Consider the following 20,827-nt stretch of genomic DNA (forward strand, 5'->3'; position numbering starts at 1 on the left):
CCCGGCTTTCTCCGCTTTCGGGCTGCTGAAAGCGGAGAAAGCCGGGCCTCAAAGGTGAGGAGCCTCAGCGGTTGAGAGCCGCCAGCATGCGGCTCGCCGCCTCCTCCACCAGCGGGCGCGGCATGCCCGCGTTGAACCGTACGAAGCCGCGGCCCGCGTCCCCGCACTCGGCGCCGTCGACCAGGACGACGCCCGCGTGCTCCCGGAACCAGGCGGCGGCGCTCGCGGGCGCGCCCGGCAGGTCGAGGCCCCGGCAGTCCAGCCAGGTCAGGTACGTGCCCTCGGGCGCGCGGTAGCCGATCCCCGTCCCCTCGAGCAGCTCGCCGAGCCGGGTGACGTTGCCGCGCACGTAGGCGACGACGTCGTCCAGCCAGTCGCGGCCGTCGTCGTACGCGACCTGGTTGGCCAGGATGCCGAGCGTCGAGGGCCCCTCCTCGACGCGCTCGCCGACCTGGTGCCACAGCCGCGCGTCGGCCTCGTTCGAGAGCACGAGCTGTGCGCACTTCAGGCCCGGCAGGTTCCACGCCTTCGACGCGGACGTGGCGGTGACGGTGTGCCCAGCCGTCGTCTCGTTCAGCGACGCGTACGGGACGTGCCGGCGGCCGGGGTGGACCAGCGGGGCGTGGATCTCGTCGGCGAAGACACGGCCGCCGTGCCGGTCGACGACCTCGGCCACGGCCAGCATCTCGGCGGGTTCGAGCACCCGGCCGATCGGGTTGTGCGGGTTGCACAGGATCATCAGGTGCCCGCCCGCGCCGAACGCGGCGTCCAGCGCGTCGAGGTCGTAGGTGTACCGGCCCTCTGCGTCCCGCAGCATCGGGACCTGGATCACCTTGCGGCCCAGCTCGCCCGGCAGGGTGTGGAACGGCATGTACGACGGCGTGGGCACGATCACCGGCGAACCGGGCCGGGAGAAGTGCTTGATGACCTCGTCCAGCGCGGTCAGCACGTCGGAGACCGGCCGGACCCGCGCCGGGTCCACGGTCCAGGAGTAGCGGTCGGCCGCGAACCGCGCGTACGCCTCGGACATCCCCGTGACGAGCGCCGGCGGGAGATAGCCGAGCAGGCTGCGGTCCACGGCGTCGTGCAGCGCGGCGGCGATCGGCGGGGCGGTCGGGAAGTCCATCTCCGCGACCCAGGCCCCGATCGTGCCGGGAAAGGCCGTCCACTTGAGGCTGCCGTTCGCGCGGAGGCGGTCGGCGGTGAGGGCGTCGAAGGGGTGGGCGTTCACGCTCGCATTGAACCAGGTACGGCGCGGGCGTCGTCCGGGTGCCCGGAGGTCGAACGGGAGCGGTCCGCGCTCAGTGCGTGAGGGTCAGCTCGGCCTCGACCAACCCGTCGTCCTCCACCGTGACGAAGCCCAGGTCGGGGGCCTCGACGCCGTAGTCCGCGAACGTGACGGGCACGGTCGCGGCGAGCTCGGCGACGACGTCGCCGCCGTCGTCCGCCAGCCGGATCTCCAGGCCCGCAGTGACCTCCTGGGCGATGCCCTTGATGGTCATCGTGCCGCGCGCGTCCACGGTGACGGTCCCGCCGTCGGCCACCGCGGTGATGTCCACGGGGTCCGTGAGCTCGAAGGTCGCCGTGGGGTGGGTGCGGGTGTCGAGGATGCCCTGGAACTGGCCGTCCCGGGCGGACTCGTCGGTGGTGATGCTCGCGAGGTCGACCTCGACGGTCGCGGCGGTGAGCTCGCCGTCGGCCACGGTGCCGGAGCCCGTCACCTGCTCGGTGCGGCCGACGACGGTGACGTCCTGGCCGGACAGCACCTCGTCCACGCGGTAGCCGGCCTCGGAGTCGTCGGCCACGGTCCAGTCGCCGTCGAGGTCCGCGACGTCGGCCGTGGCCGCGGGCGCGGACGAGCCGACGGCGGGCGCGGGCACGTCGTCGCCCGTCTGCATCGAGGCGTAGATGCGCGTGGCAAGGAACCCGAGGGCGGCCAGGACGACGAGCACGGCCAGCGCGACGGCGATCTTGCGACCCATGGCTCTACGGTCTCACGCGGGTCAGGAGAGGTAGCGCGCCTCGAGCGTGGCGAGCTTCGCCTCGGCCTCGGCGTGCACCTTCTTCTCCAGCACGAACGACATCACCGGGATCACGCCCGCGATCACCATGGTGACCAGGCGGCCGAAGCCCCAGCGCATCTTGGACCACAGGTCGGCGACCGTGATCAGGTACACCACGTAGATCCAGCCGTGCGCGAACGGCACCCACGCGATGAACGGCATGATGCCGTCGACGTCGGTCAGCGCGCCGAGGCCGTACTTGATGCCCAGCTCGACGCAGAGGATCAGCAGCATGACACCGGTGACCAGAGCCATGAAGCGGTAGCGGGACATCGCGCCGCGGGCCTTGCGGATCGCGGTGGCGGCCGCCTCGGCGGAGATCTCGGGAGTGGTCTGAGGGGTGCTCACAACCAACGAGGATATGCCGTCCGCGGGGGTGCCATCCGCACCCTGTGGATAAAGCGTGGATCAATGTCAGTGGTGCTCCGTACGGTGGTTGTCGTGCGCCCCCTCCCCTTTGCCGATCCCGGCACCCCGCCGCTGCGCGGTCCGCTCACCCTGCTCCTGTGGCTCGCCCGGAAGCAGCTGCGCGTGCTGCTCGTGGCGATGTTCTTCGGCGTGCTCTCGTTCACCTGCAGCGCCTTCCAGCCGTTCCTGCTGGGCCGCATCATCGACAGCGCCTCCGCGTCCGGGCTCGACCGCACCACGTGGACGTGGGCGGCCGTCATGCTGGGCGTCGGTCTCGTCTGGATCGCCTCGAACGCGATCGGCCACCGGTGGGACATCACCGCGTGGATGCACGCCGCGTTCCGCACGTCACAGCTCGTGACGCGCACCGTGGCCCGGTCGGGGCACAACATCACCAAGGAGCTGCCCACCGGCGAGGTGGTGTCCTCCGTCGCGAACGACACCATGCGCATCGGCGAGGTCTTCGGCATCGCGGCGCAGACCATCGGCAGCGTCGCCACCTACGGCATCGTGGTGGTGCTGATGCTGAACCAGTCGGTCACGCTGGGGCTCGTCATCGCGCTCGGCCTGCCGGTCGTGGCGGCGATCCTCGCCCTCCTGGTCAAGCCGCTCCAGAAGCACCAGAAGAACCAGCGCGACGCGCAGGGCCGGCTCACCACGCTCGGCGCGGACACCGTCTCCGGCCTGCGCATCCTGCGCGGCATCGGCGGCGAGAAGGTCTTCACCGGCCGCTACCAGGACCAGTCGCAGAAGGTCCGGCAGGCGGGCGTCGCGGTCGCCGGCACGCAGTCGATCCTCGACGCCCTGCAGGTGCTGCTGCCCGGGCTGTTCATCGCGCTGGTGGTCTACCTCGGCGCGGCGGAGGCCATCGCGGGGCGGATCTCCACGGGTCAGCTCGTCGCGTTCTACGGGTACGCGTCCTTCCTGTCGTGGCCGGTGCACCTGCTGGTGCAGTCGGTCAACGTGGTCACCAAGGCCCACGTCGCGGCGGGCAAGGTCGTCAAGGTGCTGCAGGTGGTGCCCGCCACCGGCGCCGAGGTGTCGACCGCCGACATGCCGCCGGCCGGCGTGCCGCTGGTCGACGAGACCACGGGCGTCACGCTCCGGCCCGGCCGGGTCGTCGCGCTGGTCAGCGCGGACCCGGACGAGTCGGCGCAGGTCGCGGTCCGGATGGGCCGGTTCGACGACGACGCGGAGACCGCCACCCCGGTCACGCTCGGCGGCGTCCGGCTGGCCGACCTCGACAAGGCGGAGCTTCGCGAGCGGATCGTGGTCGCGGACGCGACCCCGGCCCTGTTCTCCGGCCGCCTCGCGGGCGAGCTCGACGTGCGCGACTCCGCGAACTCCGAGGCGCTGCTGCGGGCCATGCACATCGCCGACGCGCACGACGTGCTGGAGTCCCTGCCGGACGGCATCGAGGGCGAGATCCCCGAGAAGGGGCGCTCGCTGTCGGGCGGGCAGCGGCAGCGCGTGGCGCTCGCGCGGGCGCTGCTCACGGACCCGGAGGTCCTGGTGCTCGTCGAGCCCACCTCGGCGGTCGACGCCCACACCGAGGCGCGGATCGCGCAGCGGCTCACGCAGTGGCGCCGGGGCCGGACCACCCTGATCGTCACCGCGAGCCCGCTGGTGCTCGACCATGTGGACGACGTGATCTTCCTGGACGACGGGAGTGTGGTCACGCACGGCACGCACCGCGAGCTGCTGGACCTGCCCACGAACGCGCCGGGCGGGCGCGAGGCGGCCCGGTACCGGCGGGTGGTCGGCCGCTCGCTGGACGACGACCTGGACGCCGAGCTCGACGAGCTGCTGGGCGGCACGAACGCGGGCACCACCAACGCAGGCACCACGAACGCAGGGGAAGGAGGCAAGGCATGAGCACGGGAAAGATCCTGCCGATCGCCGACGCCGCCGAGACCTGGCGGTACACGCGCACGCTGCTCGGCCGGCACCGCAGGCCGCTGATCATCATCACCGTTGCCAACACGGTGGCTGCGATCGCCGGGCTGGCCGGGCCGTTCGTGCTGGGCAGGCTGGTCGACGCCGTCACCGACGGCACCACCCTCGAGGTGGTGCGCAACCTGGTGCTCGCCGCCGTCGCGGCCGTGGTGCTGCAGTCGCTGATCACCCGGTTCGCGCAGCGCCGCGCCATGGTCTTCGGCGAGACGGTGTTCGCCGACATGCGCGAGGAGTTCGTCGAGACCGTCACGGCCCTGCCGCTGTCCACGGTCGAGACGGCGGGGACCGGCGACCTCATCGCGCGCACCACCCGCGACGTCAGCCGCATCCAGAACGCCGTGCGCTTCGGTGTGCCGCGGCTGGTCATCGCCGTGGTGACGCTCGTGCTGACGTCGGCGGTCAGCCTCCTGGTCTCGCCCCTGGTCGCCATCGCGATGTTCGTCGGCGTGCCGGTGCTCGTCGCGGTCGCCCGCTGGTACCTGAAGCGGGCGGCGCCCGCCTACCAGCGCGAGTCCGCGGCGTACGCGCTGCTCGACGGCACCGTGACCGAGTCCGTCGAGGGTGCGCGCACGATCGACGCGCTCAAGATCGGGCGCCGGCGCACCGCGCGGGGCGACGACGACCTGCGCGAGGCCTTCCAGGCCGAGCGCGGGACGCTCAACCTGCGCACCGTGCTGTTCCCGGGCGTGGACTTCGCGTTCATGGTCGCGCCGCTCGCGGTGCTCGTGTGGGGCGTCTTCCTGGCCTCCGAGAGCGTGGTGACCATCGGCGTGGTGGCGACGATCGTCATGTACACCTACCAGCTCCAGGGTCCCGTGTGGGAGCTCATCTTCTGGCTGGACGAGATCCAGGTGGCCGCGACGTCCCTGTCCCGCATCATCGGGGTCCGGCTCGTGCCGGCGGACCGCACGGCGGGCGACGCCGAGCCCGACGACGAGGAGGTGCGTGGCACCGATGTCCGCTACGCCTACCGCGCGGGCACGGACGTGCTGCACGGCATCGACCTCGACCTGAAGGTGGGGGAGCGGCTGGCGATCGTGGGGCCGTCCGGCTCCGGCAAGTCGACCCTCGGCCGCATGCTGGCCGGCATCCACCCGCCCACGGGCGGCCGGGTCGAGGTCGGCGGCGTGCCGCTGGTGGACCTGCCGCTGGAGGACCTGCGCAAGCACGTGGCGCTCGTGACCCAGGAGCACCACGTGTTCGTGGGGTCGCTGGCGGACAACCTGCGGCTCGCCAAGATCGAGGCCGACGACGACGAGCTGATGTCCGCGCTGCGCGCCGTCGACGCCCACGGCTGGGTGGAGGCGCTGGAGAACGGCCTCGCCACCGAGGTCGGCTCCGGCGGGTACAAGCTCACCCCGGCGCAGGCGCAGCAGGTCGCGCTCGCGCGGCTGGTGCTGCTCGACCCGCACACGCTAGTGCTCGACGAGGCGACCTCCCTGCTGGACCCGCGCGCGGCCCGCCACCTGGAGCGCTCGCTCAACGCGGTGCTCGACGGGCGCACGGTCGTGGCGATCGCCCACCGCCTGCACACGGCGCACGACGCCGACCGGGTGGCGGTGCTCGACGGCGGCCGCATCACGGAGATCGGCCCGCACGACGAGCTGGTCGCCGCGGGCGGCGAGTACGCCAAGCTCTGGCACAGCTGGCAGCACGAGTAGGGCAGCGGACGACGACCGCCAGCACGAGTGGTCCCCGGTGTCCAGGGGTAGAGGTCCCCAGGAATTATGTGTGCGTTGGGGACCAGTGCTGTGGCACGTTCGCCTCGGTCGGCCTCGACGAGGTCGATTTCCGCGAGAGGGAGACGCATGAGGCGAACGTCGGGTCGGGTTGTCGCACTGGTCGTGGCGGGGGTGCTCGCGCTGAGCGCCTGCACCGGTGAGCCGGGAGACGGGCCGGCCGGTGCCGCAGCGGCAGCCGGTGACGGAGCCGGAGGTGCGGCCGCTGGTCCTGTGGAGGCCACAGGGTCGGCGCGCACCGTCACCGGGTCCATGGCCGAGACGACGTCGGACGTCCCCGGCGACGCGGGGGTGAAGGGCACGATCACGCTCACGCTGCGCTCGGTGGACGTCTCCGAGCAGACCATGACGGTCCGGTGGGCCGTGCGCTTCGACAGCGAGGACGCCGAACCGGATGCGGCGCTCTCCTACTACGACATGGGCCTGGGGACCGCGGCCAGCGTGATCGACGCGACCAACCTGAAGGTCTACCGGCCGTTCTGCACCGACGGCTCGTGGAAGGGGGACGTCGCGGACGCGACGCGGTGCAAGGCCTCGATGCTCGCCTCGGCACGCGACGAGGTCTTCACCAAGTTCCCCAACCACGGCACGGTCGAGGGCTGGGCCTCCCTTCCGGCCCCCGAGGGCAAGCCCAGGACCGTCGACGTGATGCCGATCGAGGGTCTGCCCGGGTTCACCCAGGCGGACGTGACCTACCTGGACGGCGACTCGTGACGCTCGGTTCCGGGGCGCTGGCGGCGGCGCTCGCCGTCGGCGTGGTGCTCGGCTCGGCGCCGCCGTCGCCCCCGTCCTCGCCGGACCCGGCGCTCATGGCGGAGATCGCCGAGCAGCAGCAGGCGGACGTGGAGCGGCTGGAGTCGGTGACGATCACCGACACCATGCGGGCCGACGCCACCTTCGATCTGCTGCCCGACGACGCCTGGTGGGACCTGGTGCCCGCGGACGCCACCTGGGACCTGCGGCCCGATGACTCCACCACCCCGCTGGAGACGGTGGTCGAGGAGGACGAGGCGACCACGGTCCGCCTGACCTCCGACCTGCTCTTCCGGTTCGGTGAGCACGAGGTCACCGAGAGTGCCGACGAGGCGATCCGCGGCCTGCTCGACGACATTCCGCAGGGCGCGAAGGTGGCTGTCGACGGTCATACCGACTCGATCGGCGACGACACGTTCAACGACCAGCTGTCTCAGCGGCGGGCCGACGCGGTCGCGGACATCCTCCGGGACGCCCGGCCGGACCTGCGGCTCACGGTGAAGGGCCACGGCGAGAAGCAGCCGATCGCCGAGAACGAGGTCGAGGGGAAGGACAACCCGGCAGGCCGGGCCAAGAACCGGCGGGTCGAGGTCGGTTACGACCGCCCCGCCGGCTGACTGTCCCGCCGGCTGACTGTCCCGCCGGCTGACCGTCACCCCAGCGCCGGCCGCCGGCCGAGTCCCGCCGAGATCCGGCCGGCGGCGTCGCGCACCACCGGGGCGAGTGTCTCCAACCGCTCGGGCGGCATGTACGGGCGGGTCGCCGTGACGCTGATCGCGGCAACGATCGCGCCCGAGATGTCGCGTACCGGCGCGGCGACGCAGAGGATGCCCGGCTCGTTCTCCTCCAGGTCGAAAGCGACGCCCCGCTCTGCGGAGGTCTCCATGACCTGCACGAACGCCTCGACGGTGAGCACGTCCTGCGCCAGGCCGTGCCCCGCGCCGGCGGGCCGCTCGGCCACGAACCGCTCGCTCCAGCGCCCGGGCGAGTCCAGCAGCAGCGCCTTGCCGATGCCCGTGCGGGTCAGCGGCATCCGGTGCCCGATCTGCGAGCGCATCACCGCCCCGCGCGTGCCCGGGATCTTGTCGAGGTAGAGCACCTGCCCGCGGTCCTCGATGGCCAGGTGCACGGTGTCGTGCACGCGTTCGGCCAGGGTTCGCAGCACCGGGGCGGCCACCCCGGTCACCGGGTTCTCCTGCAGGGCCTGGTAGCCGAGCTCGATGAGGGCGGGGCCGAGCGCGTAGGCGCCGTCGTCGTGCTGGCGCAGGTAGCCGGTGGCGAGGAGGAGCTGGAGCAGGCGGTGGGTGGTGCTGCGGCCGACGCCGGTCTCCGCCGAGATCTCCCGCAGGCGGGTGCGGCCGCGGGCGACGGCGTTCACGACAGCGATGCCCCGCGCGAGGGTCTGCGTGCCCGGTGGAGCGGCGGCGATCTCGTCCCGGGCGCGGGGCGCGGGGGCCTCGGACGGGGCGGTCATCGGCCCACGGTATCCCGATAATAGGGATGCAGTTCGGATTATCGGGACCACGGACTAGCGTCCAGCACATGGCTGACGACGCACCGAGGCGCGACGCCGCGCTGGTGGCCCTCGACTGGGGCACGACGACGTTCCGTGCCTGGCTCGTGGACGCCACGGGTGCGGTCGTGGACGGCATCCGGACGGCGGACGGCGCGCTCTCGCTGTCGGAGCGGGCCGACTCGGCCCGGGCGCGGGCCGCCGTCTTCGAGGCGACGTTCTCCCGCCTGTGCCGGCCCTGGCTCGACGAGCACCCCGGCATCCCCGTGCTGTGCTCCGGGATGGCGGGGTCGAACCTCGGCTGGGCCGACGCCGGGTACCTGGACGTGCCGGCGGAGCTCGGCGGCCTCGCCTACCGCCTGACGGTCGTGCCGGCCGGCGACTCCGTGGTCCACCTCGTTCCCGGGCTGCGTGCCACGGGACCCCTCCCGGACGTCATGCGGGGTGAGGAGGTGCAGCTCGTCGGCGCGCTGGCCGCGATCGCTCCGGAGCACCAGACCCCGGCCGGGCACCCGGCCGCCCCCGACCGCCGGCAGACCGTCGTGCTCCCCGGCACGCACTCCAAGTGGGTGCGGCTCGACGGCGGCTGCGTCGCGGGCTTCACCACCGCCATGACCGGAGAGCTCTACGGCCTCCTGCTGCGCGACAGCATCCTCGGGCGGCTCGTGGAGGGGGAGCCCGGCACGGAGGCCTCGGACGCCTTCACCTGGGGCCTGGAGGCGGAGGCCGAGCACGGGGACGCGCGCGGCCTGCCGGCCCTGCTGTTCACGGCGCGCACGCTCGTGCTGGCCGGCCGCCTCGCCGGCCAGGACGTGGCCGACTACCTGTCCGGGCTGCTGATCGGTGCCGAGGTGCGGCACGCGCTGCGCGCCGAGCGGACCGGCGTCGTCGTCCTCTGCGGGTCGCCGTCCACCACGCACCGCTACCGCCTCGCCCTGGAGCGGAGCGGCGTGACCGTCCGCGTCGTCGGCGAGGACGCCACCGCCCGTGGCCTGTGGCGCGTCGCCCTCGACGCCGGCCTGGCCTCGCTCGACACCACCTCGCTCGACCCGACCCAGGAGCAGCTCGCATGAACACCCGGTCCACCGGCCTGATCGCCATCCTGCGCGGGGTGACGCCCGACGACGCCGTCGCCGTCGCGGAGGCCGTCTTCCAGGCGGGGTTCGACGCCGTCGAGGTACCGCTCAACTCGCCGGACCCGCTGGAGTCCGTCCGCCGCATCCGCGCGGCCGGCCCGCCCGACCGCCGCGTCGGGGCGGGCACCGTGCTCAGCCCGGACGACGTGCGCCGGGCGGCCGACGCCGGGGCCTCGCTCATCGTCTCGCCGAACACCCGGCCCGACGTGATCGCCGAGACCGTGCGGCTCGGGCTGGAGAGCTACCCCGGGGCGGCGACGCCGACCGAGGCCTTCGCGGCGCTGGACGCGGGCGCCCGGGCGATCAAGCTCTTCCCCGGCTCGGCGGTCGGCATCGGCGGCATGCGGGCCTGGGCGAGCGTGCTGCCGAGCGGCACCGCGCTGGTCCCCGTGGGCGGCGTCGACGCCGGGAACCTCGCCGACTGGGCGCGGGCCGGCGCGGCCGGGGCCGGCATCGGGACGTCGCTCTACCGCCCGGGCGACCAGCCCGCGACGGTCGCCGCGCGGGCCGCCGAGCTGGTCCGCATCTGGCACCAGAACAACTGAGAGGCAAGCCGTGAAGATCACGTCGATGACGACATTCGTCCTGCCGCCCCGGTGGCTCTTCCTCAAGATCGAGACCGACGAGGGGATCGTCGGCTGGGGCGAGCCCGTCCTGGAGGGCCGCGCGGCCAGCGTCGCCGCCGCCGTCGAGGAGCTGTCCGACTACCTGATCGGCAAGGACCCCCGCCGGATCGAGGAGCACTGGACCGTGCTGTACCGCTCCGGGTTCTACCGCGGCGGCGGCATCCACATGAGCGCCCTGGCCGGCATCGACCAGGCGCTGTGGGACATCAAGGGCAAGGCGCTCGGTGTGCCCGTGCACGACCTGCTCGGCGGCCGGCTGCGCGACCGGATCAAGGTCTACTCGTGGATCGGCGGCGACCGGCCCGCCGAGACCGCGGCCCAGGCGAAGGACGCCGTCGAGCGCGGCTTCTCGGCGGTCAAGATGAACGGTCCGGAGGAGCTGCAGTACGTCGACTCCCGCGACAAGGTCGAGAAGGTGGTCGCCAACGTGGCGGCGGTCCGCGACGCCGTCGGGCCGAACATCGGCATCGGCGTCGACTTCCACGGGCGGGTGCACCGGCCGATGGCGCGGGTGCTGCTCGACGCCCTGGCGCCCTACCACCTGATGTTCGTCGAGGAGCCCGTGCTCTCCGAGCACGTCGACGGCATCGCCGACGTGCTGCGGAACTCGACCACGCCCATCGCGCTCGGCGAGCGGCTGTACTCCCGGTGGGACTTCAAGAACGTCATCACGACGGGCGTCGTCGACATCATCCAGCCCGACCTGTCGCACGCCGGCGGCATCACCGAGGTGCGCAAGATCGCCGCGATGGCCGAGGCCTACGACATCGCCGTGGCGCCGCACTGCCCGCTCGGCCCGATCGCGCTGGCCGCCTGCCTGCAGCTCGACGCCGTCGCGTACAACGCGGTGATCCAGGAGCAGAGCCTGGGCATCCACTACAACAAGGCGAACGACCTGCTGGACTACATCGTCGACCCCGGCGTCTTCGCCTACGAGGACGGCTCCGTCGCCATACCGCAGGGCCCCGGCCTGGGCATCGAGGTGAACGAGGACTACGTCCGGGAGCGCGCCGCGGAGGGGCACCGCTGGCGCAACCCGGTCTGGCGGCACGACGACGGGTCGTTCGCCGAGTGGTGAGCCCAACTCCGCCGTGGGGCGCCGGGCCGCCGTCGGGCACTTAGACTTGCCGCGTGTCGTCCACTGCCCCTGAGAACCAGCCGCAGACCCCCCGCCCGGTCATCGTCGTCGACTTCGGCGCGCAGTACGCCCAGCTGATCGCGCGCCGCGTGCGCGAGGCCAAGGTGTACTCGGAGATCGTGCCGCACACGTTCACGGTCGAGCAGATGCTCGCCAAGGACCCCGTGGCCATCATCTTGTCCGGCGGCCCCTCGTCCGTGTACGCGGCAGGCGCCCCGTTCGTGGACCCCAAGCTCTTCGAGGCCGGCGTGCCCGTCATGGGCATCTGCTACGGCTTCCAGGCCATGGCGCAGGCACTCGGCGGCGAGGTCGCGCAGACCGGGCTGAGCGAGTTCGGCGGCACGGAGGTCGAGGTGTGCGCCTCGGGCGTGCTGCTCGCCGACACCCCCGAGCACCAGACCGCGTGGATGAGCCACGGCGACGCCGTGCACAAGGCGCCCGTCGGCTTCGAGGTCCTCGCGACGTCGGAGGGTGCGCCCGTCGCCGCCTTCGAGGACACCCGCCGCCGCCTGTTCGGCGTGCAGTGGCACCCCGAGGTCAAGCACTCCGCGCACGGTCAGACGGTGCTGGAGCACTTCCTCTACGAGGGCGCGGGGCTCAAGCCCGACTGGACGCCCGGCAACGTCATCGCCGACCAGGTCGCCGCCATCAAGGCGCAGATCGGTGACGCCCGCGTGATCTGTGCGCTGTCCGGCGGCGTCGACTCCGCGGTCGCGGCCGCGCTCGTGCAGCAGGCCGTGGGCGACCAGCTCACCTGCGTGCACGTGGACCACGGCCTCATGCGGGCCGGCGAGGTCGAGCAGATCGAGACCGACTTCGTCGCCTCGACCGGCGTCAACCTGGTGATCCGCGACGAGAAGGAGCGCTTCCTGACGGCGCTCGCCGGCGTGAGCGACCCGGAGACCAAGCGCAAGATCATCGGCCGCGAGTTCATCCGCGTGTTCGAGGACGCGCAGCGGGACATCGTCGCCGAGGCCGGCGCGCACGGCGAGGAGGTCAAGTTCCTCGTGCAGGGCACGCTGTACCCGGACGTCGTGGAGTCCGGCGGCGGCGAGGGCGCGGCCAACATCAAGAGCCACCACAACGTGGGCGGCCTGCCCGACGACCTGGACTTCGAGCTGGTCGAGCCCCTGCGCACCCTGTTCAAGGACGAGGTCCGCGCGGTGGGCCGCGAGCTCGGCGTGCCCGAGGAGATCGTCTCGCGCCAGCCGTTCCCCGGCCCGGGCCTCGGCATCCGGATCGTCGGCGAGATCACGGCCGAGCGCCTGGAGATCCTGCGCCGCGCCGACGCGATCGCCCGCGAGGAGCTGACGAAGGCCGGCCTGGACAACGAGATCTGGCAGTGCCCCGTGGTGCTGCTCGCCGACGTCCGCTCGGTGGGCGTCCAGGGCGACGGCCGCACCTACGGCCACCCGATCGTGCTGCGTCCGGTCTCGTCCGAGGACGCGATGACGGCGGACTGGACGCGCCTGCCGTACGACGTGCTGTCGGTCATCTCGACGCGCATCACCAACGAGGTGCGTGAGGTCAACCGCGTGGTGCTCGACGTGACGAGCAAGCCGCCGGGCACCATCGAGTGGGAGTGACGTCCTGCGGCCCCGTCCCTCTGCGGGGCGGGGCCGCGGTCGTTCACCAGCCGGTCAGGCGGGCCCAGGTCAGGCCGATCGCGGTGCCGAGCAGCAGGTACGGGCCGAACGCGATGCCCGACTTCCAGCCGGCGCGCCGGCCGAGCAGCAGCACGATCGCGACCAGGCCGGCCACCAGGTGCGCGGCGAAGACGCCGACCAGCAGCGTGGCCCACGAGTGCCACGTCAGGAACGCGCCCAGGCTCAGTGAGAGCTTGACGTCGCCGTACCCGATCCCGCCGCGCGGGGAGACCCAGTAGAGCACCTGGTAGAGGGCGAAGAAGGCGAGCCCGCCCAGCACGGCCCGGCCGAGGTCGCCCCACGACCCGGTGCCGAGGGCGGCCACGGCGAGCAGCACCGCCGTCGCCCAGGTCAGGGGGAACACCAGCGCGTCGGGCAGCCGGTGGGTGTGTGCGTCGATCACGCCGAGCGCCGCGCCCATGACCGCGAGCACCAGATAGGCGGGCGTGAGCCAGCCCGGCCCGCTCGCCCAGAGCGCCCACGCCGCGGCGATCACGGCGACGACTCCGACGGTCCGCGCCCAGGGCGCCACCTCGGCCCGCGCCCGCCGGTAGTGCCGGACGGCGAAGGGTTCCACCGGGCTCGTCGGGGCCGGTTCGGAGGGGCTCACCCGGGGAGGCTATCGGCGCGCGCCAGACACTGCAGTGGAACCGGCCGTCGAAGTTGCCCGGACGACGTGGTTGTCCACAAGCAATACCCAGCCGACGCGCGTCGCCTGGTGATCTGCCCTACGGTCGTCGCGTGCTCCTCGCTTATGTAGATGAGTCCTACTCCAAGGGCTACTTCTTTCTCGCCGCCGTCATCGTGAACTCCGACTCCGCTGTTGCCATCGAGAAGGGGTTGGATGCGATCGTCCAGGAGTACGCCCGGACGACGGCGCTCCCCGCCAGCGCCGAGCTCCACGGGCACGAACTGTTCAACGGGCACGGCGAGTGGGGTGCACTGCAGATCCGTCAGCAGATCAATGTCTATGCGCGTGCTCTGGAGGTGATCGGGAAGTCCGGCGCTCATGTGGTGCTCCGGGGCATGAACGTCGCCAAGCAGAAGGAACGCTACGGAGAGGCCGCCTGGCCCCCGCACGACGTCGTGCTGGGGCACCTGTTGGAGAACGTCGACTCCGTGGCGACGGAACTGGGTGATCGGCTGGTCGTCGTCGCGGACGAGATCCATTCGTCCGAGCGTCACCGGGAGAGCTTCCGCGGCTACCGGACGAACGGGACCCCGGGCTACCGGAGCTCAAGACTGCCGTCGCTGCTGGACACGATCCATTTCGGCCCGTCCCGGCACAGCAGGCTGCTGCAGGCGGCTGACCTTGTCGCGTTCATGCATCACCGTCGGTCCGCCATCACCGAGACGGATGACCGGCAGTTGCGCGCCATCGAGCGCATGTGGGTCCACATCGAGCCATGCGTCACACGGTGCTGGACGTGGGAACCGTCCCCTCTCCCGTAGAAGCACAAAGACCCTCGCCGTCGGCGAGGGTCTGAGGCATTGCGTAAGGCCCTTGGGCGTCACGCGTTGCCAGGCTAGCACGGGAACCGCGCGGAGAACGGGGTCCGGCCGTCACGCCTGCGCCAGCGTCGCCGCCTCCGCGTAGACCCGGTCCGTCGTGGCCAGGACGTCCGGCCAGTCCACGCCCGACGGCGGTGTCGCCGCGGCCACCAGCAGCCCGTCGAGCAGGCCGGGCTCGGCCGCGAGCCGCACGAGCGCGGCGGTCAGCGCCACGTCGTCGGGCACCAGCAGGCCGTTGGCGCCGTCGACCACGCGCTCGGCCAGGCCCGACCGGGAGTGGGCGATCACGGCCAGCCCCGCGGCCTGTCCCTCCAGGGCGGCGATCCCGAAGGCCTCGTCGGAGGAGGGCGCGGCGTACACGTCGGCGCGCGCGTACAGGCGCTTGAGCTCGGTGGCGGTGAGGCGGCCGGGCAGGGAGACGACGTCGCGCAGGCCGTGCTCCGCGACGAACTTCCGCGCTGCGCCGCGTTCCGGGCCGTCGCCGGCCAGCGTCACGAACAGCGAGCCCTCCGGGAGCCGGCCCACGGCGTCGGCGATCGCGGCGAGCAGCGGCAGCATGCGCTTGCGCGGCGCGAACCGTGCGGCCGAGACCACGTGCACGGCCGAGCCCTCGGGCCGGTTCGCGCGTTCGGTGCGCGGCACCCGCCAGGAAGCGAGATCGAGGCCGTTGGGCAGGATCGCGACGTCGGCCCCGGGGCGCAGCAGCCGGCGCAGGGGTTCCGCCGTCATCCCGCTGACCGCCGACCAGCGCACGGGCCAGCGGGACCAGCCCGCCGCGGCGTCGGAGGCGGCGAAGAGGCGCGACGCGTTGCCCCACACGCTGTGCACGGTCAGCACCGCGGGCAGCCCCAGCCGGGTCACCGGCCGCAGCGCGGCCTGCGCGGTGGGGGCGAGCACCCCCATGTGCAGGTGCACGACGTCGGGTCGCTCGCCCCGGGCGATCGCCGCTCGCAGGCGGGCGGTCACGTGCGCGGTGGAGCGCGGGTGGATCGGCCAGCCGCCCGGGATGCGCGCGGCGATCCGGTGCACGACGACGCCGTCCACGACGGCGGTGCTCACCCCGTGCGCGCCGGGCGCCGCGGGGGTGGTCGTGATGACCTCGACGTCGTGCCCCGCCGCGACCTGCTGCGCGGCCAGGCGGCTCACCTGGGACTCGATCCCGCCCAGCAGCGGAAGGTAGGTGTCGGACACGTGGGTGATGCGCACGCCCGCCATCCTCGCACCGGCGGGCCTCCTGCCTGGCGCTACGCCGCGCGCGGCGCGGGGTCCGTACTTAGCGTTGCAGGATGAGCGACTACACGAAAGTCCCCGTCAAAGGGGTCAAGGGTGCTGGTGTGTTCGTCATCGTCGCCGCGATCATCATGATCGTGGCGGGGATCGCCGTGTGGATTCTCGTCGCGACCCAGCTCTCCGCCGAGAAGATCACCGTCTCCGACGACTCCACGTTCATGGGAGGCGTCTTTGCAGGTCAGCCGGTGCAGGGACCGCTCACGGCCTACGCCCAGGCGGACATCATCAACCACCACGCCCTCGAGGCGTCCGGCGGGGCGACGTACGCCGAGCTGGAACAGGACGACCCCGTCCGCGACACCGTGATGGACGCGTCGTTCCTGCGTGCGTCGCTGTTCACCTCGGTGGTCGCGTTCGGGGTCTGTGCCCTGGTGGTCGGGCTCGGGATCGTCCTGGGCGTGATCGGGGGAGCACTGCAGAGACTGGCCCGGATCCCTTAGCGCCGTCGGACGCTGGAGATCACGGAACCGGCGACGAGGATCACGCCCGCGGCGCCGAGCAGCACGATCAGGGCCACGCCCAGGTCGAACACCACGCCGGCCGCCACCGCGAGGATGCCCAGCCCGACCGCGATCACGATCAGGCCCCACACCGCCGTCCCCACGCGCGGGCCCCGCTTGGGGGCGGCGGGAGCCGCCGGCTGCACGGGCTGGACCGCCTGGGTGGGGCGGGCCGGCGCGGGCAGAGCCGGGTTGCCCGACGGCGGAGGGGTCGCCCCCGGCGCCGAGGTCGCCCCGGGTGCCGGCTCGCGCAGGGGCGCGAGGGGGTCGGAGTCGTCCCGCACGGGGGCGTCGTGGACCTCCGCCGCGGCGGCCTCCGCCTCGACCCGCGCCGCAGCGATGCCGTAGGCGGGGTGCACCTCGCCCTCCGGTGCGGACGTCGCGGGAACGTGCTGCGTGTCGTCCACCGCGATCTTCTGGGTCGGTGGGGTGGCCTGGGCCGGCAGCACCTCGGTGGTGTCCGGGTCGTTCGTGGTCGTGTGGTCCATGTTCTCGCTCGTGTCCTGGCCCTCGGGCCCGCCGGGGATCTCGCTCGGGTTCTTCCGGTCGTTCGTCTGGTCGGTCATGGCGTGCTCCCTCAGTTGCTCTCGGAGACGATGACCTCGCCCGCGCCGGCCTCGATGTCGAGGCTGAGCACGGCGCCCTCGTCGCCGACTTCGTCACTCGCGAAGTAGTTGTCGGAGCCGACGCCGCTCGTGGAGCGGTCCTGGTCGTCGACGTTCCACTGGACGACCCCGGCGGCGACGTAGGCGTTCGCGTCGACCGCCACGTCCTTCGGCACGATCACGGAGGTCTGGCCCGCGCCGAGCTGGATGGGCACGACGACCGGGTCGCCGGGCTCGACCCGGGACAGGTTGAGCTCCGACAGGTCGATGGTCGGGTCGCCCCACTGCACGTAGAAGCCGTTCTCGGCCTCGCGCAGCGTCTGGACGGCGATCGTCCCCTCGGTGATCGAGGCGGCGTCCGGGTTGTCGTTCTCGGTGATGATGCCCTCGATCTCCTGCCCGCTCACCACGGCGTCGTCCACCCAGTCACGGGTGGTGGTGCCGGCGATGCCCACGTACGTGACACCGAACAGCAGGGCGACGATCGCGAAGAAGCCGAGCACGCCGCTGGTGCGGCCGCGCAGACCCGAGACGAGGATCGCGACGCCGAGCGCCACGGTGCCGAGACCCAGCCAGGCGGCCAGGAACGTCACGCCGCCGTCGAGCACGTAGCTACCGCCGTTCAGACGCTCGGCCGCCAGCAGCAGGGCTCCCGCCAGCAGGATCACGCCGAGCGTGATGCCGACGGCGGCGCCGCCCGGGCCACGCGAGGTACGCACCGGGGGTGCGGTGTAGACCGGCTGCGGCGGGTGCGTCGCGGCCGGGGCCGGACGGTACGCGGACTGGAGCGACTGGCCCTGGTGCCGGGGACCGGCGCCGGTCGCGTAGACCAGGCCCTCGTTCCGGCGGTAGTCGACCTGGGGTGCCGGCGTGAACGGCGCCGTCGTGCCGGACGGCGCGCCCGGGGTCGGCGCGCCCGGCGTCGGGATGCCGACGGGGGTACCCGGCGTGGGCGCACCCGGCGTCGGCGTACCGGTCGGCGTGCCCGGGGCGTTGCCCTGGCTGCGGGCCACGTTGTTGTCCCGCGACCGCTGCACGCCCTGGACGATGAGGTAGAGCACCACCCCGACGACGGCGAGCCAGAAGATGACGGCGAGCCACTCCCAGCCGCCGTTGTCCCACCAGCCCAGCGGGCCGCCCCAGGCGAACCCGACCAGGAAGACCGCCACCGCACCGAGCATGGCGACGTCGAAGTTGCCGCGCATCGCCTCCTGCAGGTGGATCCGCCCGTCACGCTCGGGGAGCAGCGCCCAGGCGACGCCGTACGCGACGAGGCCGAGGCCGCCCAGGAAGAAGCTGATGATCAGCAGGCCGCGGACCAGCAGCGGGTCCCAGCCGATCCGCTCGGCGACGCCGCCGGCGACGCCGCCCACCCAGCGCTGGTCGGAACGCGGGAACAGGCCGCGGCGGATCGAGGCGAAGAAGCCCGTCTCCGGGTACGGCCGCTGGCCGGGGGCGGCGGGTGCAGGGCCGGCGTTCGGGTCGGCGGCTGCGTCGGGTGTGGGGGTGGACGCGGGGTCCACAGGGTCCGGGCCGACAGACCTGGCGTCGGCCGGGCCACCCGGTTCTCTCGTGGCGTCCTCGGGACGCGTCTCGTCGGTGCTCATGACATCCATGCTTGTCGACCCGCGGCGGATGCGGCATCGGGACCTGCCCTGAACCGACCCTGGTTACCCCCGCGCAGCACCCTGAGATCCAGGCTCAGCCATGTTCAGGGGCTCGGGGACATGTGACGATCAGGGTGTGAACCAAAGACTCACCCTCCGCAGACCCGGCAAGGCCGGGCCGGGACACAGCGGCCGCTGGCTGGCCGGCGTGGCCGCCGGCCTGGCGGCGCACACCGGCCTGCCGGTGTGGCTGGTCCGGCTCGCGTTCGTCGTGCTCAGCGGCTTCGCCGGGGCCGGGGTGGTCGCCTACGTCTTCTGGTGGGTGACGATCCCCGCTGGCGTCCCGACCGTGCCCGTGGCCGCCGTGCCCACCGACCGCGCCCGGCTCGCGCCGCGCCTGACCACGGACGCGGACGCCGACGCCGGCGCGCAGGAACGCAACGCCGCCTCCCTCGCCGAGCGCATGCGGCTGTCCGGGCCGGTCTCCCGGCTCGCGGCGCGCGACATCTGGCTCGGCGTGGCCCTGCTGTCCGGCGCCGCGCTGCTCGTCGCGTACCGCGCGGGCTGGGACCCGGTCGCCTCCTGGGTGCTGCCCGCCCTCATCGGGCTCGGCGGCGTGGCCCTCGCCTGGAGCCAGATCGACGTGACCGACCGGGACCGCTGGGTCGGCGGGTCGGGCACCGGCTCGCTCCTGCGCTCGCGGACGGCGCTGCTGCGGCTCGCCGGCGGCGTGGTGCTGACGATGCTGGGCGTGCTGATGCTCGTGGGGCAGGACACGCCCGTGACGGTGCTGATGCAGGCCACCGTCGCGTCGGTCGCGATGGTGGCGGGCCTCGTGCTCGTGTCGGTGCCCTGGTGGATCCGGCTCGTGCGGCAGCTCGGCGACGAGCGCGCCGCCCGCGCCCGCGAGTCCGAGCGCGCCGACATCGCCGCCCACCTGCACGACTCGGTGCTCCAGACCCTCGCCCTGATCCGGGCCCAGGCCAACGACCCCGAGGCGGTCGCCCGCATGGCCCGGGCCCAGGAGCGCGAGCTGCGCGGCTGGCTCTACGACGACCGGCAGGAGCCGGGCACGTCCGTGGCCGCCGAGCTGAAGGACCTGGTCGCCGAGATCGAGGACGCCGTCGCGCCGCTCACCGTCGAGACGGTCATCGTGGGCGACTGCCCGCCCACCGAGTGCACCGCGGCGCTGCTGCAGGCCGCGCGCGAGGCGATGCTCAACGCGTTCAAGCACGGCAAGCCGCCCGTGTCCGTGTACCTGGAGGTCACCGACTCCGTGGCCGAGGTGTTCGTCCGCGACCGGGGCGACGGGTTCGACCTCGACGAGATCGCGGTCGACCGGTTCGGGGTCCGCGAGTCGATCCTCGGGCGGGTCCGACGGCGTGGCGGCACCGCCGAGGTCGTCAGCCGGGAAGGATGGGGCACCGAGGTACGGCTGCGGATGCCGCTGGAGAAGCCCGCGAACGGCGACCGCCGTCCGGCCAACGGCGACCGGAAGCCCGGGAACGGCGACCGGAAGCCGGCGAACGGCGACCGCAAGCCCGCGGGCGGCGAGAAGAAGACCGAGAAGAACGGCAGGACGCGGGCCGAGACGGCCCCCGACGCCGTGCCCACCACAGCGGAAGGTGCGACGAGATGACAACCCAGGCGACGGCGTCGGGCGGCGGGCTGGTGCCGCTCCCGGTACCGGTGGTGCTCGTGGACGACCACCACCTGTTCCGCACGGGCGTGCGCGCCTCGCTGGACGACCGCGTGACCGTGGTCGGCGAGGCCTCCGACGTGGACACCGCCGTGGCGCAGGTGCACGAGCACCGCCCGCCCGTGGTGCTGCTCGATGTGCACCTGCCCGGCGGCAACGGCGGTGGCGGCGCCGAGGTGGTGCAGCGCTGCGCCGACCTGCTCACCGACGGCGTGCGGTTCCTCGCGCTCTCCGTGTCCGACGCCGCGGAGGACGTCGTCTCCGTGATCCGGGCGGGCGCTCGCGGCTACGTCACCAAGAACATCGCGCCGTCCGAGCTGTCGTCCGCGGTGGTGCAGGTCGCGGGCGGCGACGCCGTGTTCTCGCCGCGGCTTGCCGGGTTCGTGCTGGACGCGTTCGGCGCCTCCGCGAACGACATCGCGGTGGCCGACGACGAGCTGGACCGCCTCTCGAAGCGCGAGCAGGAGGTCATGCGGCTCATCGCGCGCGGGTACTCCTACCGCGAGGTGGCGAGCGAGCTGTTCATCTCGATCAAGACGGTCGAGACGCACGTGAGCGCGGTGCTCCGCAAGCTGCAGCTCTCTTCGCGGTACGAGCTGACCCGCTGGGCGGTGGCTCGCCGGCTGCTCTGAGGTT

General features: G+C 72.9%; 20 protein-coding genes. 12 read left to right on the forward strand and 8 right to left on the reverse strand.

Annotated features, from left to right (window positions below):
• Positions 1–64 precede the first annotated feature (64 nt).
• From ACIPN7_RS05305 to ACIPN7_RS05315, 3 genes are all read right to left on the reverse strand, one after another.
• Positions 65–1,231 carry a MalY/PatB family protein gene (locus tag ACIPN7_RS05305; RefSeq protein WP_400538712.1) on the reverse strand — a complete coding sequence of 389 codons (1,167 nt, stop codon included), beginning with the start codon at positions 1,229–1,231 and terminating at the stop codon, positions 65–67.
• Positions 1,232–1,301: 70 nt separating this feature from the next.
• Positions 1,302–1,982, reverse strand: coding sequence for a YceI family protein (locus ACIPN7_RS05310; protein WP_400538714.1), 681 nt, complete (start codon positions 1,980–1,982; stop codon positions 1,302–1,304).
• 21 nt (positions 1,983–2,003) lie between these two features.
• Entirely contained in the window at positions 2,004–2,411 is a 408-nt protein-coding gene (locus ACIPN7_RS05315; protein ID WP_400538716.1) for a DUF3817 domain-containing protein, read from the reverse strand.
• Positions 2,412–2,474: 63 nt separating this feature from the next.
• On the opposite strand from ACIPN7_RS05315, the gene ACIPN7_RS05320 reads away from it, so the two are divergent.
• The 4 genes from ACIPN7_RS05320 to ACIPN7_RS05335 all read left to right on the forward strand — a co-directional run bounded on the left by ACIPN7_RS05320 (position 2,475) and on the right by ACIPN7_RS05335 (position 7,536).
• Positions 2,475–4,346 (forward strand): ABC transporter ATP-binding protein, encoded by a 1,872-nt coding sequence (locus tag ACIPN7_RS05320; protein ID WP_400538718.1) that lies wholly within the window; start codon positions 2,475–2,477, stop codon positions 4,344–4,346.
• Complete coding sequence (locus ACIPN7_RS05325) at positions 4,343–6,088, forward strand: ABC transporter ATP-binding protein (RefSeq protein WP_400538720.1); 1,746 nt, start codon at positions 4,343–4,345, stop codon at positions 6,086–6,088. The genes ACIPN7_RS05320 and ACIPN7_RS05325 overlap by 4 nt, the downstream gene beginning before the upstream one ends.
• Positions 6,089–6,235: 147 nt before the next feature.
• Positions 6,236–6,880 (forward strand): hypothetical protein, encoded by a 645-nt coding sequence (locus tag ACIPN7_RS05330; protein ID WP_400538722.1) that lies wholly within the window; start codon positions 6,236–6,238, stop codon positions 6,878–6,880.
• A complete protein-coding gene (locus tag ACIPN7_RS05335; protein ID WP_400538724.1) occupies positions 6,877–7,536 on the forward strand; it encodes an OmpA family protein in 660 nt (219 codons plus the stop codon). The genes ACIPN7_RS05330 and ACIPN7_RS05335 overlap by 4 nt, the downstream gene beginning before the upstream one ends.
• Before the next feature lie 35 nt (positions 7,537–7,571).
• Here the strand turns inward: ACIPN7_RS05335 and ACIPN7_RS05340 are convergent, their stop codons facing one another.
• Positions 7,572–8,393, reverse strand: a complete 822-nt coding sequence (locus tag ACIPN7_RS05340) for an IclR family transcriptional regulator (protein ID WP_400538726.1) — start codon at positions 8,391–8,393, stop codon at positions 7,572–7,574.
• Between the two features lie 68 nt (positions 8,394–8,461).
• Here ACIPN7_RS05340 and ACIPN7_RS05345 point away from each other — a divergent pair, with 68 nt between their 5' ends.
• Genes ACIPN7_RS05345 through guaA form a run of 4 tightly spaced genes read left to right on the forward strand, consistent with a single transcriptional unit; the run spans position 8,462 to position 12,918 of the window.
• The gene (locus ACIPN7_RS05345; RefSeq protein ID WP_400538728.1) at positions 8,462–9,505 is read left to right on the forward strand and encodes a 2-dehydro-3-deoxygalactonokinase; all 1,044 of its coding nucleotides are present in this window, start codon (positions 8,462–8,464) and stop codon (positions 9,503–9,505) included.
• Complete coding sequence (locus ACIPN7_RS05350) at positions 9,502–10,113, forward strand: 2-dehydro-3-deoxy-6-phosphogalactonate aldolase (RefSeq protein ID WP_400538730.1); 612 nt, start codon at positions 9,502–9,504, stop codon at positions 10,111–10,113. Before ACIPN7_RS05345 ends, ACIPN7_RS05350 begins: the two co-directional genes overlap by 4 nt.
• Positions 10,114–10,123: 10 nt before the next feature.
• The gene (dgoD, locus tag ACIPN7_RS05355) at positions 10,124–11,272 is read left to right on the forward strand and encodes a galactonate dehydratase (protein ID WP_400538732.1); all 1,149 of its coding nucleotides are present in this window, start codon (positions 10,124–10,126) and stop codon (positions 11,270–11,272) included.
• A 53-nt stretch (positions 11,273–11,325) separates the two neighbouring features.
• Entirely contained in the window at positions 11,326–12,918 is a 1,593-nt protein-coding gene (gene guaA, locus ACIPN7_RS05360; RefSeq protein ID WP_400538734.1) for a glutamine-hydrolyzing GMP synthase, read from the forward strand.
• A gap of 43 nt (positions 12,919–12,961) precedes the next feature.
• Here guaA and ACIPN7_RS05365 read toward each other — a convergent pair whose 3' ends face one another.
• On the reverse strand, positions 12,962–13,588 hold the full coding sequence (locus tag ACIPN7_RS05365; protein ID WP_400538736.1) for a prepilin peptidase: 627 nt from the start codon (positions 13,586–13,588) through the stop codon (positions 12,962–12,964).
• A 131-nt stretch (positions 13,589–13,719) separates the two neighbouring features.
• Between ACIPN7_RS05365 and ACIPN7_RS05370 the strand changes: the two genes are divergently transcribed.
• The gene (locus tag ACIPN7_RS05370; RefSeq protein ID WP_400538738.1) at positions 13,720–14,430 is read left to right on the forward strand and encodes a DUF3800 domain-containing protein; all 711 of its coding nucleotides are present in this window, start codon (positions 13,720–13,722) and stop codon (positions 14,428–14,430) included.
• A gap of 111 nt (positions 14,431–14,541) precedes the next feature.
• Here the strand turns inward: ACIPN7_RS05370 and ACIPN7_RS05375 are convergent, their stop codons facing one another.
• Positions 14,542–15,696: a glycosyltransferase family 4 protein gene (locus ACIPN7_RS05375; RefSeq protein WP_400538739.1), complete on the reverse strand. Its 1,155-nt coding sequence runs from the start codon at positions 15,694–15,696 to the stop codon at positions 14,542–14,544.
• Between the two features lie 80 nt (positions 15,697–15,776).
• On the opposite strand from ACIPN7_RS05375, the gene ACIPN7_RS05380 reads away from it, so the two are divergent.
• Positions 15,777–16,220 (forward strand): aromatic ring-opening dioxygenase LigA, encoded by a 444-nt coding sequence (locus tag ACIPN7_RS05380; protein ID WP_400538741.1) that lies wholly within the window; start codon positions 15,777–15,779, stop codon positions 16,218–16,220.
• On the opposite strand, the gene ACIPN7_RS05385 is transcribed toward ACIPN7_RS05380, so the two are convergent.
• Complete coding sequence (locus ACIPN7_RS05385; protein ID WP_400538743.1) at positions 16,217–16,846, reverse strand: hypothetical protein; 630 nt, start codon at positions 16,844–16,846, stop codon at positions 16,217–16,219. The two genes, ACIPN7_RS05380 and ACIPN7_RS05385, sit on opposite strands and share 4 nt — an antisense overlap.
• Positions 16,847–16,857: 11 nt before the next feature.
• A complete protein-coding gene (locus tag ACIPN7_RS05390; protein WP_400538745.1) occupies positions 16,858–18,492 on the reverse strand; it encodes a PspC domain-containing protein in 1,635 nt (544 codons plus the stop codon).
• Positions 18,493–18,628: 136 nt separating this feature from the next.
• On the opposite strand from ACIPN7_RS05390, the gene ACIPN7_RS05395 reads away from it, so the two are divergent.
• Both ACIPN7_RS05395 and ACIPN7_RS05400 read left to right on the forward strand, forming a co-directional pair.
• Positions 18,629–20,131: a PspC domain-containing protein gene (locus ACIPN7_RS05395; RefSeq protein ID WP_400538747.1), complete on the forward strand. Its 1,503-nt coding sequence runs from the start codon at positions 18,629–18,631 to the stop codon at positions 20,129–20,131.
• Complete coding sequence (locus ACIPN7_RS05400; RefSeq protein WP_285101140.1) at positions 20,128–20,823, forward strand: response regulator transcription factor; 696 nt, start codon at positions 20,128–20,130, stop codon at positions 20,821–20,823. The genes ACIPN7_RS05395 and ACIPN7_RS05400 overlap by 4 nt, the downstream gene beginning before the upstream one ends.
• The last annotated feature ends 4 nt before the right edge of the window (positions 20,824–20,827 follow it).

The sequence above is a fragment of the Promicromonospora sp. NPDC090134 genome (assembly GCF_044746965.1).
Taxonomy (GTDB): Bacteria; Actinomycetota; Actinomycetes; order Actinomycetales; family Cellulomonadaceae; genus Promicromonospora.

Excerpts from the sequence above, each read along its gene's own strand:
- ACIPN7_RS05390 (WP_400538745.1), bottom strand. The coding sequence starts at position 18,492 with ATGAGCACCGACGAGACGCGTCCCGAGGACGCCACGAGAGAACCGGGT.
- ACIPN7_RS05320 (WP_400538718.1), top strand. The coding sequence starts at position 2,475 with ATGTCAGTGGTGCTCCGTACGGTGGTTGTCGTGCGCCCCCTCCCCTTT.
- ACIPN7_RS05385 (WP_400538743.1), bottom strand. The coding sequence starts at position 16,846 with ATGACCGACCAGACGAACGACCGGAAGAACCCGAGCGAGATCCCCGGC.
- ACIPN7_RS05350 (WP_400538730.1), top strand. The coding sequence starts at position 9,502 with ATGAACACCCGGTCCACCGGCCTGATCGCCATCCTGCGCGGGGTGACG.
- ACIPN7_RS05340 (WP_400538726.1), bottom strand. The coding sequence starts at position 8,393 with ATGACCGCCCCGTCCGAGGCCCCCGCGCCCCGCGCCCGGGACGAGATC.
- ACIPN7_RS05310 (WP_400538714.1), bottom strand. The coding sequence starts at position 1,982 with ATGGGTCGCAAGATCGCCGTCGCGCTGGCCGTGCTCGTCGTCCTGGCC.
- ACIPN7_RS05380 (WP_400538741.1), top strand. The coding sequence starts at position 15,777 with ATGAGCGACTACACGAAAGTCCCCGTCAAAGGGGTCAAGGGTGCTGGT.
- ACIPN7_RS05330 (WP_400538722.1), top strand. The coding sequence starts at position 6,236 with ATGAGGCGAACGTCGGGTCGGGTTGTCGCACTGGTCGTGGCGGGGGTG.
- ACIPN7_RS05325 (WP_400538720.1), top strand. The coding sequence starts at position 4,343 with ATGAGCACGGGAAAGATCCTGCCGATCGCCGACGCCGCCGAGACCTGG.
- ACIPN7_RS05400 (WP_285101140.1), top strand. The coding sequence starts at position 20,128 with ATGACAACCCAGGCGACGGCGTCGGGCGGCGGGCTGGTGCCGCTCCCG.
- ACIPN7_RS05345 (WP_400538728.1), top strand. The coding sequence starts at position 8,462 with ATGGCTGACGACGCACCGAGGCGCGACGCCGCGCTGGTGGCCCTCGAC.